This window comes from Streptomyces sp. ID05-26A, assembly GCF_033794685.1.
GTDB lineage: Bacteria > Actinomycetota > Actinomycetes > Mycobacteriales > Pseudonocardiaceae > Lentzea.
Genome location: NZ_JARAYZ010000001.1, coordinates 639,113 through 651,128, shown reverse-complemented (window position 1 = coordinate 651,128; position 12,016 = coordinate 639,113). Strand labels below are relative to the sequence as shown.

The following is a 12,016-nucleotide window of genomic DNA, read 5'->3' as shown; positions in this document are numbered from 1 at the left end:
CACATGCCGAAGATCCCAGTCATGCAAGCGGTCGTCGAGGTCCTCAAGTCCGAGGGCATCGACGTCGTGTTCGGCTGCCCCGGCGCCGCGATCCTCCCGCTGTACAAGGCGATGGAGCAGGACGGTTCGATCGAGCACCTCATCGTGCGGCACGAGGAAGGCGCCACACACATGGCCGACGGCTGGTCGCGCACGACCGGCAACGTCGGCGTCGCGATCGGCACCTCGGGCCCGGCCGGCACGAACATGATCACCGGCCTCTACACCGCGCAGGCCGACTCCGTGCCGATCCTGTGCATCACCGGCCAGGCCGCCGTCTCCAAGCTGCACCAGGAGGCGTTCCAGGCCGTCGACATCGTCTCGATCGCCGCCCCCGTCACGAAGTGGGCGGTGCAGGTCAAGGAAGCCGCGCAGATGCCGTGGATCTTCCGCGAGGCGTTCCGGATCGCCCGCTCCGGCCGGCCCGGCCCGGTCCTGATCGACCTGCCGATCGACGTGCAGAAGCAGGAGATCGAGTGGGACTCCACGATCGACGAACCGTTGCCAGTGCCGAAAATCGCACCGAGTGACGCACGGGTCGAGCGCGCGCTGGAGATGCTGCTCGCCGCCGAACGCCCACTGCTGCTCGCGGGTGGCGGTGTCATCCTCGGCGAGGCGTCCGCCGAGCTGCTGGACCTGGCTGAGTTCCTGCAGATCCCCGTTCAGGCCACGCTGATGGGCAAGGGCGCGCTCGACGAGGACCACCCGCTCTACGCGGGAATGACCGGCATCCAGACCTCGCAGCGCTACGGCAACGCGTCGTTCCTGGAGTCGGACCTGGTGCTGGCGCTGGGTGCGCGCTTCGGCGACCGGCACACCGGTGACCTCGCGACCTACCGCGGTGACCGCAAGTTCATCCACGTCGACGTCGAGCCGACGCAGATCGGCAAGGTCTTCGGGCCCGACCTCGGGATCGTCGCGGACACCAAGGTGTTCCTGCAGGCCCTCCTCGAGAAGGCGAAGGCTCGTGGTCCGCGCGCGGCGGGCGAGTGGGTGGAGCGGTGCCAGGAGCTGAAGAGGACGCTGCTCAGGCGAGAAGACTTCGACACCGTGCCGGTCAAGGCACCGCGGGTCTTCAAGGAGATCAACGAGTTCTACGGCCCGGACACCTACTTCGTCACGGCCATCGGGCTCTACCAGATCTGGTCCGGCCAGCACCAGAAGGCGCACAAGCCGCGGCACTACCAGGTCTGCGGCCAGGCCGGCCCGCTCGGCTGGGAGATCCCGGCGGCGATCGGCGTGAAGAAGGCCCGGCCGGACGCCGAGGTCGTCGGTGTCGTCGGCGACTACTCGTTCCAGTTCCTCGTGGAGGAACTCGCGGTCGGCGCCCAGTACGACGTGCCGTTCGTGCTGATCATGCTGAACAACGAGTACCTCGGCCTGATCAGGATGGCCGAGGACCACGGTGGTTACGACATGAAGTACGAGGTCGACATCCACTACGACACGAGCGGCTCGGACAACGTGAAGATCATGGAGGCCTACGGCTGCTCCGGCATCCGGGTCGCCGATCCGAGCGAGATCCGCACCTCGCTGGAGTGGGCGCGCAAGGAGGCGGACAGGACCAGCCGACCCGTCCTCGTGGAGATCATGATCGAACGCGAGGGCAACACCGCGAACGGCACGTCGATCGCCGCGATGAAGGAATTCGAGCCGCTGCCGTGACACGCGTGATCGTCGCGCCGGACAAGTTCAAGGGATCGCTCACCGCCCCGCAGGTCGCCGCCGCTGTCGCGCGCGGCCTGCGGGAGGCGGTCCCGGACGTGGACGTGCGCTGCCTCCCGGTGGCGGACGGCGGCGACGGGACCGTCGACGCCGCCGTCGCCGCCGGGTTCCTGAAGGTGGGGCGCTGGGTCACCGGGCCGGTCGGCCGGTCGGTGCCCGCGTCCTTCGCGGTCAAGGGCACGACCGCCGTGGTCGAGGTGGCCTCGGCGGCTGGGCTCACGTTGCTGGAGCGGCCCGCGCCGCTCGACGCCACCAGCTACGGCGTCGGCGAGCTGCTGAAGGCCGCACTGGACGTCGGCTGCACGACGATCGTGCTCGGGCTGGGCGGCAGCGCGTGCACGGACGGCGGCGCGGGGATGCTGGAGGCGCTCGGCGGGGCGTCGTTCGCGGGCGTCGACCTGGTGCTGGCCTCGGACGTGGACAACCCGCTGCTCGGGCCGTCCGGCGCGGCGGCGGTCTACGGGCCGCAGAAGGGCGCGTCACCCGAGCAGGTGGAGCTTCTCGAGGCACGGCTCAGGGCCTTCGCCGACCGGGTCGGGCCGGAGCACGCCTCACGGCCCGGCGCGGGTGCGGCCGGTGGGATCGGCTTCGCGGCACTGGCGGTGCTCGGCGCCCGGTTCCGGCCGGGCATCGAGGTGGTGCTGGAACTGGCCGGGTTCGCCGAGGCCGTCGCGGACGCGTCGCTGGTGATCACCGGCGAGGGCTCGCTCGACGCGCAGACCCGGCACGGCAAGGCGCCGTACGGGGTCGTGAAGGCCTCGGGTGACGTGCCGGTGGTCGCGGTGGCGGGGCAGTGCTCGGTCGAACCCGGTGACCTGGGGTTGAAGGCCGCCTACGCGCTGGTGGACGTCGAACCGGACGTCAGCCGGTGCATGGCCCGGGCAGATTCGCTCCTCGGCGTTCTCGGCGGTCGCATCGCCCGCGACTGGGTGTCACAGTGAGGGACATGGACCTGGTCTTCCGCGCCCGCAGGGTCGTGACCCCGCAGGGTGAGATCGCGTGCGACGTGGGCGTCGCCGACGGCAGGATCGTCGCCGTCGAGCCGTTCCTCGACTCGCCGAACGTCGTGCACCTCGCGGACGACGAGGTGCTGCTGCCAGGCCTGGTCGACACCCACGTGCACGTCAACGACCCGGGTCGCAGCGAGTGGGAGGGCTTCGAGACCGCCACGCGCGCCGCGGCCGCCGGTGGCGTCACGACGATCATCGACATGCCGCTCAACAGCATCCCGCCGACGGTCGAGGCGGCCGCGCTGGAGATCAAGCGCAAGGCGGCGGCGACCGTCTCGGTGGACGTCGGGTTCTGGGGCGGCATCGTCCCCGGCAACCTCGCCGACCTGAAGCCGTTGCACGAGGCCGGCGTCTTCGGCTTCAAGTGCTTCTTGCTGCACTCGGGGGTGGACGAGTTCCCGGCCGTCACCCCTGACGAACTGGAAGCGGCGCTCAGGCAGTTGGCGACGCTCGATGCGTTGACGATCGTGCACGCCGAAGACGCGCACACGGTCCGTGAGTCCGAACCGGACTATCCGGGGTTCCTTGCCTCACGGCCGCGCGAAGCCGAGAACAAGGCGATCAGCGACGTCGTGGCGCTGACCCGCAAGACCGGCGCGCGGACGCACGTCCTGCACCTCTCGTCGTCCGACGCGCTCGCGATCCTGGAGGCCGCCAAGCGCGAAAGCCTGCCGATCACCGCCGAGACCTGCCCGCACTACCTCACGTTCACCGCCGAGGAGATCCACGACGGGCAGACGGAGTTCAAGTGCTGCCCGCCGATCCGCGAGGCGGAGAACCGCGAGGCGCTGTGGCAGGGCCTGCGCGACGGCGTGATCGACCTGGTCGTCAGCGACCACTCGCCGAGCACGGTGGAGCTGAAGGAAGGCGACTTCGCGACCGCGTGGGGCGGCATCGCGTCGTTGCAGTTGGGTCTGCCGGCGGTGTGGACGGGTGCACGCGAACGCGGCTTCCACCTGACCGATGTCGTCCGCTGGATGTCCACGCATCCCGCGCGGCAGGTGGGGCTGGGGACCAAGGGCGCCATCGAGGCCGGCAAGGACGCGGACCTCGTGGTCTTCGCGCCGGACGAGACCTTCGTGGTGGACAAGAACAAGCTCCACCACCGCAACCCGGTCACGCCGTACCACGGTCGCACGCTGCATGGCGTCGTGCGGCAGACGTGGTTGCGTGGCAAGGAGATCAGCACGACGCAAGGAAGACTGCTCAGAAGAGGAGAAGCATGACCGAGTGGACCCGGCTTCCCGACCTCGCCTCGCGCGCGGCCGGTGGTGGTGTGGTGTGGGCGAACGACGAGCTGTTCGCCGAGCGGGAGAACCTGATCAAGCCCGCCGAGCCGGTCTACCAGACCTACACCTTCGGCCACAAAGGCCAGGTCTACGACGGCTGGGAGACCCGGCGGAGGCGTGAGGAGGGTGTCGACCAGGCCGTGGTCAGGCTCGGCATGCCCGGTGTCGTGCGTGGGATCGTCGTCGACACGGCGTTCTTCAAGGGCAACTACCCGCCGTTCTGCTGGGTCGAGGGCGCCCAGGTCGAGGGCTACCCGAACGCCGACGAGATCACCGAGTGGTTCCCGCTGGTCGAACGCACCGCGTTGAAGGGCGACGAGAAGCACTTCTTCGACGTCACCGAAGGACGCCGCGTCACGCACGTACGGCTGACCATCGACCCCGACGGCGGTGTGGCTCGGCTGCGCGTGCACGGTGAACCGCTCGCGGACCCGCGTCTGCTCGTGGGTGGAGTCGACCTCGCCGCGCTGGAGAACGGCGCGGTCGTCACCGGCTGCAGCAACATGTTCTACAGCTCACCCAACAACCTCATCGCCCCTGGTCAGGCCACGGTCATGGGGGAGGGCTGGGAGACCGCGCGCCGCCGTGACGACGGCAACGACTGGGTGTCGCTCCGGCTCGCCGCACCCGGTGTCGTGCAGCTCGTCGAGCTCGACACCAGCCACTTCAAGGGCAACGCGCCGGGCTGGGCGTCCGTCCGCGGCTGCGACGAGCGCACGGACCCGGACACGTGGTTCGACCTGCTCCCGCGCACCCGGCTGCAGCCCGACACGCGGCACCGGTTCGTCGTGGAGGCGACCGAGGCGACGGCCGTCCGCCTCGACATCTATCCGGACGGCGGCATGGCGCGCCTCCGAATCCTCGGCGCCCTTACGAGTGACGGCGTAGCACACCTTCAGACGATGTGGGCCAAAACGACTAACTGACGGTGGTTGTCCGACCACGGTCTGATTCTGATCCCTACCTAGGTTGGTTGTCTGCGTCACACGATCGGTGGAAGCGTTCCTCCCGGAAGTTCGGGGATCCAGGGAGGAATTCCATGCAACCGATGGTGCGCGTCTTCGGTGCCGCGCTCGCGAGTTCTGCATTGGTTCTAGGTGCGAGTCAGGTCGCGATCGCGGCTCCGGAAGGGCAGCCGGAGTACAAGGTCGGCGCGATCGACTGGAAGCCGTGCGAAGAGATGCCGACGGTCGACTGCGGCTTCCTCGAGTTGCCGATCGACTACGCCAAGCCGAGGGGTGAGAAGTTCCAGTTGGCCGTGTCGCGCCGCAAGGCGAACGACCCGTCCCAGCGCATCGGCGCGATGGTGATCAACCCCGGTGGGCCGGGCGGGTCGGGTGTCGACTTCTCGTTCGGCGCCGACCGGTACTTCAGCAAGGAGATCGTCGACAAGTTCGACGTCATCGGGTTCGACCCGCGTGGCGTCGCGCGCAGTGCGCCGATCAAGTGCTCGGCGGAGTTGTTGCAGAAGACGCCGTCGAGCTATCCGAAGACCAAGGCCGAGTTCGACGCGCTGGTCGTGTTCAACAAGGCGCTGCGCGAGGACTGCCGCAAGCAGTCCGGCGCGATCTTCGACAACGCCTCCACCGCGGAGGTGGCGCAGGACATCGACTCCATCCGGCGCGCGCTGGGCGAGAAGAAGATCAACTACTACGGCATCTCGTACGGCACGATCATGGGTCAGCACTACGCGGAGAAGTTCGGCAAGAACATCCGCGCCATGATCATCGACTCCAACATGGACCACAGCCTCGGCACCAAGCAGTTCCTCGACTCCGAGGCACGCACCGCCGAGGACTCGTTCAACGAGTGGATCAAGTGGAACGACCGCACGGCCACCTCGCCGTTCGCCGGCCAGGACCTCCGCAAGATCTGGAAGGACCTGCTGGCCAAGGCGGAACGCGGTGAGGTGCCCGCGCCGTGGGACCCGACGGTCAAGATGACGCCGGAGGACCTCGGTGGCGGTGTGGTCAGCATGGCCTACGGGCCGAGTTGGCAGCGGTTCGCCGAGCAGATCAAGCAGATCATCGACGGCGCGCAGGCCCCGAAGTCGGCGTTCTCGGCGTTCGCTGAGGAGACGTTCGACAACCCGTTCCCCGGCATCTTCTGCAACGACTACAACCTCCGCGTCAGCTCGTGGGGCGAGTACCAGTCGCTGACGAAGTCGGAGTACCGGATCGCGCCGAACACGCGGGGTTCCTCGCTCGGCCACGGCGCCATGATGGGCTGTGTCGGGTTCCCGAAGGCCACGAACCCGCAGCGCACGCTGAAGATCAAGAACGCGCCGAAGATCCTGCTCACCAACGCCAAGCACGACCCGGCGACGGCGTACGAGTGGGCTGTCAACGCGCACCGTCAGTCCCGTGACACCACCGTCTTCGTGACCTACGAAGGCTGGGGCCATGGCGTCTACGACCGCAGCGAGTGCACGCTGAAGATCAACAACGAGTACCTGGTCTCGCTGAAGCTCCCGCGCAACGGCACCTCGTGTGCCGCTGTCGAGCCGCCGGCCGGACCGTCGGCCATGTCCGTGAAGCCGCGGATCCCGGCGGGTCCGTTCTCGGTCGCCTAACAGCAGGTCGTCCGCTATACCCCCGGTGTATACGCCGGGGGTATAGTGCTGCGCCATGGCTGGTCTGTGGTGGCCTCGCGGCAGGGATGCGTGGGCGCGGTTCGCGTTCACGGCCTTCGGCGTGGCCGTCGGTGTGACGGTGCTGATGCTTTGCCTCACGGCCCAAAGCGCGTTGCAGGGCCGGTCCAACCGTTCGGCGTGGCAGTACACCCGCGCGGACACGCCGGGGTCCGGCTCTGTGCAGTGGCTCGCCGTCACCGACTACTTCCACGGCGAGCAGATGCTGCGGATCCACGTCGCGGACGTCGGTCCCTCATCGCCTTCACCTGGCTTCCCGTTGCCGCGTGACGGTGAAGTCGTTGCGTCACCGGCGATGCAGCGGTTGTTCGAGTCCACTCCGGACGATCAGCTCGACGACCGGTATCCGGGTGTCGTCACCGGCACGATCCCCGTGGACGTGCTGGCCCATCCCGCGCAGCTCGTCGCCGTGGTCGGTGGGCAGGTGCCCGGCATGTTCCGGGCGTCCGGCATCGCCGCCGAGCCCGATCACGCGTTCTTCGCGTTCACCCGGATCATCCTCGGGATCGCTGCCCTGGTGCTGCTCGTGCCCGTGGTGGTGTTCGTGGCGATGGCGACCAGGATCGCTGCGGCACAACGAGAACGTCGATTGGCAGCGCTGCGTCTGGTCGGCGCCACCCGGTTGCAGACGGCGTCGATCGCGGCCGCGGAGACCGGGATCGCCGCGCTGGCGGGGACGTTCGTGGGGTGGCTCGCTTACGAAGGCTTGCGTCGCGTGCTTGCTTCTTCCGTTACGTACGAAGGTTTTCCGTTCCACGCCGATGACGTGCGTGCGCCGTTGATCGTGCTGGCTTCGGTGCCGTTGCTCGCGGTGCTCGTCGCCGTGGCGTCGGTGCACCGCCTCGACATCGGCCCGCTCGGGATCATCCGGCGCGCCGCGGCCAAGCCGCCGACCGCCGTGCGGGTGCTGCCGCTGGTGGTCGGGATCGGCGGGTTGTTCCTGGTCACGTACACGTCAGCGGCCGGCTTCGACGAGCTGACGGCGCTGTTCGCGATCGCGACCCTCGTCGGTGTCGCCGTCGTCGGGCCGTGGGTGTGCCTGCAGGTCGGACGGTTGCTGGCGCGGGCCTCCGACGCCACGACCGTGCTGGCCGCGCGCCGGATCGAGCAGGACCCGAAGGCATCGTTCCGGGCGGCGAGCGCACTGGTGTTCGCGGCTTTCGCGGCGACGTACCTGAGCGGCCTGGTCAGCGCGTACGGCGACCAGTCCGGCACCGCGACGCCTCCGGGCGTGGTGACCGTGTACGACGGCGGCGACCGGCAGATCGTCAGCGACGGCACGGTGGCCGACGAGGAGCGCATCCGCACCCGCGAGGCCGTCGCCGCCCCGAACGCCATCATCAACACCCGCCGCGAGTTCGTGCTGCGCGAGCAACGGCTCTGGGACGACGTCGAGTCCGTCGTCCACTTCGCCGTCGTGGTCGTGGTGGTGGTCGCGGGCTGCGGACTGGCCGCCGGCGCGGCCGGAGGAGTGCTCGAACGGCGCCGCTCGTTCGCGTTGCTGCGGGCGAGCGGGACGACTCTCGGCCAGCTGCGCCGCGTGGTGGTGCTGGAGACGGGCGTGCCGCTGGTGGCGATGACCGGGCTCGGCGTGGTGCTGGGCGTGCTCACGCTGGTCGCGACGAAGGGACCGCTGCCGACCCCCGGGTTCGCCGTCGTGATCGTGTCGGGCCTGGTGGTGGCGTTGCTGATCGCGTCCACACCGTTGATCGTGCTGCGGCGGTCGAGCGGGGAATCGGCGATCATGGGCAGATGACGCCCGTGGAACGCTTCCAGCTCGCCATGACCGCCGAGGCGAGCCTGTCGTCCTGGTCCGCGGGAGCCCAGGTGCTGGCTCTGGTGACGAGGCTGCGGGAGCAGGGCTGGTTCCGGTTCCTGCGCGAGCCCAGGAGCTTCGAGGCGCTCGCGGAGTTCTCCGGCCTGCCCGTCGAACGGGTCCGCGACGTGGTGGACGTGCTGGTCGCGCACGGGGTGACCGAGCTGCGAGACGAGACGTCTCGTCTCGCGCCGGCGTTCCTGGAGTTCACCGCGGACGACGCGTTCATCGGGTTCGACGACTCCCTCGACAACGCGCTGGTGCTGCTGCGCGCGGTGCCGGAGCTCGGCGGCCCGTCGTTGTCCGAAGAGGACGCGCTGGCCATCGCCCGTGCCGCGGGAGGCAGGGCGGGCGAGGTGGGCGCCGCCGTCATGGGCCTGCTGCTCACCCAGCTGGAGGAGATCCCGGCCGCACTCGGCCGCGGCCGCTGGCTGGACGTCGGCTGCGGCGTCGCCGGCTCCACGCTCTCCCTCGCGTCGTCGCACCCGGACCTCCGCGCGACCGCCGTCGAACTGCTGCCGGTGGTGGCGGAGGAGGCCCGGCGGACGGCCGAACGGCTGGGCGTCGCCGACCGCGTGGACATCCGCTGCCAGGACGCCCGCGACTTCACCGAACGCGACGCGTTCTCCGCCGCGTTCTGGGCGCAGCCGTTCTTCCCGCGCGACAGCAGGCCGGGCACGCTCGCGATGGTCTTGGCCGCGCTCGAACCCGGCGGGTACCTGTTCATGCAGGAGATGGAGTCCGAGCCCGAGGGCGAGGGGCTGGGCGCGTACCGGTTGCGCGGGCTGGTCTACCGGGGGTGGGGCGTGCCGTTCGGCAGGCCGGCGGAGGACCTGGTCGCCGAGGCCGAGGCCGCCGGGTTCGAACTGGTGCGCATCGCGGTCACCGGGTTCGGCCGGTGCGCGGTGATGCGCAAGCCGGGTTAGCAGCTCTCGCCGACGCGGAAGGCTCGGTCGCACCACACCGCGTGCCCGGTGACGTCGGCCGGCACGGGAGCGGTGACCAGCAGGTGTCCGCTGGAGGCCTTGGGGAGCACCTTCGTCACCGCCAGCCCGTCGATCGTCAGGTCCACCTCGACCTGCCACGTCGCCGTCCGCGTGCCGGTCACCTCGACCGCGAAGTCCTGGCGGAAGCCGTCCGGACCCACCTCCCGCGGAGCCACGCCGACGTCGACGACCTCGCCGGCGCGACCCTCCGCGCGCACCACCGGGGGCTGGTGGTCACCCGCGCAGTGGGCCAGGTGGTGCGGCGTGGGCGGGAGGGGCTCGGCGCTCACGAACCGGACGCGCACCGCGGTCAGGACGAGCTTCTGGCCGGACTGCGGCGTCGCCTTCAGGGTCATGGCGCTGCGCCCCGCGTCGAACGTCGTCGGGTACGCGTAGCGGCGGTGGGCCTCTCCGCACGTGGCCGGACCGCCCTCGTCCTGCAGCCGCCAGGACGTCAGCAGGGTCCACCCGCCTTCTGCCGCGCTGGAGACCGCCAGCTCGTAAGGGGAGGGCTCCGGTGGTGTGGTGACGGGTGTTTCCACGCCCCGCTGAACGGGGAACGCGTGCAGGAGCTTGTACCCGATCACGCCGAGTGCCGCGAGCAACAAACAGGGGACGACCATCAGCACGATCAGGAAGGCGCGCATCAGCCCACGGTAATCAGAAGGCTCCCGTGAGGTGGTCGAATCGGGGCGTTGAACACCGCGAAACGCGGACGTAACAACGTCGGCCCCACAGTTCACCTCCGCGAAACGTTCCACGCCGCCCGGTGAAACAGGACATCTCGATGCTCCCTGCAACCGACGTGCAGTGGAGGTCGAAGTGGATACAGGGGACACCGCCTGGGTGCTCACCAGCGCCGCATTGGTGCTGCTGATGACGCCGGGCCTGGCCTTCTTCTACGGAGGCATGGTCCGTTCGAAGAGCGTGCTCAACATGATGATGATGAGCCTGGGCGCGATGGCCGTGGTCGGTGTCCTGTGGGTGCTGTTCGGGTACTCGACGGCATTCGGCGCGGACGTCGGCGGAGGCCTGCTGGGCAAGCCGTTCGAGTACTTCGGCCTGGACGGGCTGCTGGCAGCGGACTCGCTGTTCGGCAAGATCCCGAGCACGGTGTTCGTCGCGTTCCAGGCGATGTTCGCGATCATCACGGTCGCGCTGATCTCCGGTGCCATCGCCGACCGCGCCCGCTTCGGCCCGTGGCTGCTGTTCGCCGGTCTGTGGGCCACGATCGTCTACTTCCCGGTCGCTCACTGGGTGTTCGACTTCGACGGCAAGGACGAGGCCGGCAACGTCATCGACCCCGGCGGCTGGATCGCCAACAAGCTCCTCGCGATCGACTTCGCCGGCGGCACGGCGGTGCACATCAACGCCGGTGCGGCGGGCCTCGCGCTCGCGATCGTGCTCGGCAAGCGCGTCGGCTGGCCCAAGGAGCCGATGAAGCCGCACAGCCTGCCGCTGGTCGTGCTCGGCGCCGGTCTGCTGTGGTTCGGCTGGTTCGGGTTCAACGCCGGTTCCGCCCTGGGCGCCAACGGCACTGCGGGCGTCACGTTCGTCAACACCATCGTCGCCACCTGCGCCGCGATGCTCGGCTGGCTGCTGATCGAGCGCATCCGCGACGGCAAGGCCACCACGCTCGGTGCCGCGTCGGGTGTCATCGCCGGTCTGGTCGCCATCACGCCCGCCTGTTCCGCCGTCACCCCGATCGGTGCCATCGCGATCGGCGCGATCACCGGTGTCCTCTGCGCCCTGGCCGTGTCGCTCAAGTACCGCTTCGGCTTCGACGACTCGCTCGACGTCGTCGGCGTGCACCTCGTCGGTGGTCTCGCCGGCACCATCCTGATCGGCTTCTTCGCCAGCGACGCCGCGCCCGCCAAGGTCAACGGCCTGTTCTACGGCGGCGGCTTCGACCAGCTGTGGCGCCAGGCCGTCGGTGCGTTCGCGGTGCTCGGCTACTCGTTCGTCCTGAGCCTCGCCCTCGGTTACCTGGTGAAGTTCACCGTCGGGTTCCGCGCCTCGGAAGAGGCCGAGGTCGCGAGCATCGACGAGTCCGAGCACGCTGAGCGCGCGTACGAGTACGGCAGCCTCACCAGTGCACGGGGTACCGGCAAGCCGAGCGTGGCCGCTGGTGCGACCGCGGTCCTCGAGGGGAGCAACAAGAAATGAAGCTGGTCACCGCGATCATCAAGCCGTTCACGCTCGACGACGTGAAGAGCTCCCTGGAACAGCTCGGGGTGCTGGGCATGACCGTCAGCGAGGTGCAGGGCTACGGCCGCCAGAAGGGCCACACCGAGGTCTACCGCGGCGCCGAGTACTCGGTGGACTTCGTACCCAAGATCAAGATCGAGGTCGTCATCGACGACGCCGCCGTCGACAAGGTGCTGGAAGCGGTGGTCGAGGCCGCCCGCACCGGCAAGATCGGCGACGGGAAGGTCTGGGTGACTCCGGTCGAGACAGTCGTTCGTGTGCGCACGGGCGAACGTGGATCGGACGCGCTTTAA

10 protein-coding genes are annotated in these 12,016 nt (G+C 69.3%); 9 read left to right on the top strand and 1 reads right to left on the bottom strand.

Annotation, left to right across the window (positions count from 1 at the left end):
* Positions 1-3 precede the first annotated feature (3 nt).
* From gcl to PV646_RS03145, 7 genes are all read left to right on the top strand, one after another.
* Positions 4-1,704, top strand: coding sequence for a glyoxylate carboligase (gcl, locus tag PV646_RS03175; protein WP_500339938.1), 1,701 nt, complete (start codon positions 4-6; stop codon positions 1,702-1,704).
* A gap of 5 nt (positions 1,705-1,709) precedes the next feature.
* The gene (locus tag PV646_RS03170) at positions 1,710-2,705 is read left to right on the top strand and encodes a glycerate kinase family protein (RefSeq protein ID WP_500342252.1); all 996 of its coding nucleotides are present in this window, start codon (positions 1,710-1,712) and stop codon (positions 2,703-2,705) included.
* Complete coding sequence (allB, locus tag PV646_RS03165; RefSeq protein WP_500339937.1) at positions 2,702-4,000, top strand: allantoinase AllB; 1,299 nt, start codon at positions 2,702-2,704, stop codon at positions 3,998-4,000. Before PV646_RS03170 ends, allB begins: the two co-directional genes overlap by 4 nt.
* Positions 3,997-4,989: an allantoicase gene (gene alc / locus PV646_RS03160; protein ID WP_500339936.1), complete on the top strand. Its 993-nt coding sequence runs from the start codon at positions 3,997-3,999 to the stop codon at positions 4,987-4,989. Before allB ends, alc begins: the two co-directional genes overlap by 4 nt.
* A 113-nt stretch (positions 4,990-5,102) precedes the next feature.
* Positions 5,103-6,635: an alpha/beta hydrolase gene (locus tag PV646_RS03155; protein WP_500339935.1), complete on the top strand. Its 1,533-nt coding sequence runs from the start codon at positions 5,103-5,105 to the stop codon at positions 6,633-6,635.
* A gap of 55 nt (positions 6,636-6,690) precedes the next feature.
* A complete protein-coding gene (locus tag PV646_RS03150) occupies positions 6,691-8,469 on the top strand; it encodes an FtsX-like permease family protein (RefSeq protein ID WP_500339934.1) in 1,779 nt (592 codons plus the stop codon).
* Positions 8,466-9,455, top strand: coding sequence for an SAM-dependent methyltransferase (locus PV646_RS03145; protein WP_500339933.1), 990 nt, complete (start codon positions 8,466-8,468; stop codon positions 9,453-9,455). Before PV646_RS03150 ends, PV646_RS03145 begins: the two co-directional genes overlap by 4 nt.
* Here the strand turns inward: PV646_RS03145 and PV646_RS03140 are convergent.
* The gene (locus PV646_RS03140; protein WP_500339932.1) at positions 9,452-10,162 is read right to left on the bottom strand and encodes a hypothetical protein; all 711 of its coding nucleotides are present in this window, start codon (positions 10,160-10,162) and stop codon (positions 9,452-9,454) included. The genes PV646_RS03145 and PV646_RS03140 overlap by 4 nt on opposite strands.
* A gap of 175 nt (positions 10,163-10,337) precedes the next feature.
* Here PV646_RS03140 and PV646_RS03135 point away from each other — a divergent pair, with 175 nt between their 5' ends.
* Both PV646_RS03135 and PV646_RS03130 read left to right on the top strand, forming a co-directional pair.
* Positions 10,338-11,681: an ammonium transporter gene (locus tag PV646_RS03135; protein ID WP_500339931.1), complete on the top strand. Its 1,344-nt coding sequence runs from the start codon at positions 10,338-10,340 to the stop codon at positions 11,679-11,681.
* A complete protein-coding gene (locus tag PV646_RS03130) occupies positions 11,678-12,016 on the top strand; it encodes a P-II family nitrogen regulator (RefSeq protein WP_359845425.1) in 339 nt (112 codons plus the stop codon). Before PV646_RS03135 ends, PV646_RS03130 begins: the two co-directional genes overlap by 4 nt.

What these genes read in the sequence shown, in the direction of transcription:
- gcl (WP_500339938.1), top strand. Translation starts at nt 4, where the DNA reads ATGCCGAAGATCCCAGTCATGCAAGCGGTCGTCGAGGTCCTCAAGTCC.
- alc (WP_500339936.1), top strand. Translation starts at nt 3,997, where the DNA reads ATGACCGAGTGGACCCGGCTTCCCGACCTCGCCTCGCGCGCGGCCGGT.
- PV646_RS03155 (WP_500339935.1), top strand. Translation starts at nt 5,103, where the DNA reads ATGCAACCGATGGTGCGCGTCTTCGGTGCCGCGCTCGCGAGTTCTGCA.
- PV646_RS03150 (WP_500339934.1), top strand. Translation starts at nt 6,691, where the DNA reads ATGGCTGGTCTGTGGTGGCCTCGCGGCAGGGATGCGTGGGCGCGGTTC.
- PV646_RS03145 (WP_500339933.1), top strand. Translation starts at nt 8,466, where the DNA reads ATGACGCCCGTGGAACGCTTCCAGCTCGCCATGACCGCCGAGGCGAGC.
- PV646_RS03140 (WP_500339932.1), bottom strand. Translation starts at nt 10,162, where the DNA reads ATGCGCGCCTTCCTGATCGTGCTGATGGTCGTCCCCTGTTTGTTGCTC.
- PV646_RS03130 (WP_359845425.1), top strand. Translation starts at nt 11,678, where the DNA reads ATGAAGCTGGTCACCGCGATCATCAAGCCGTTCACGCTCGACGACGTG.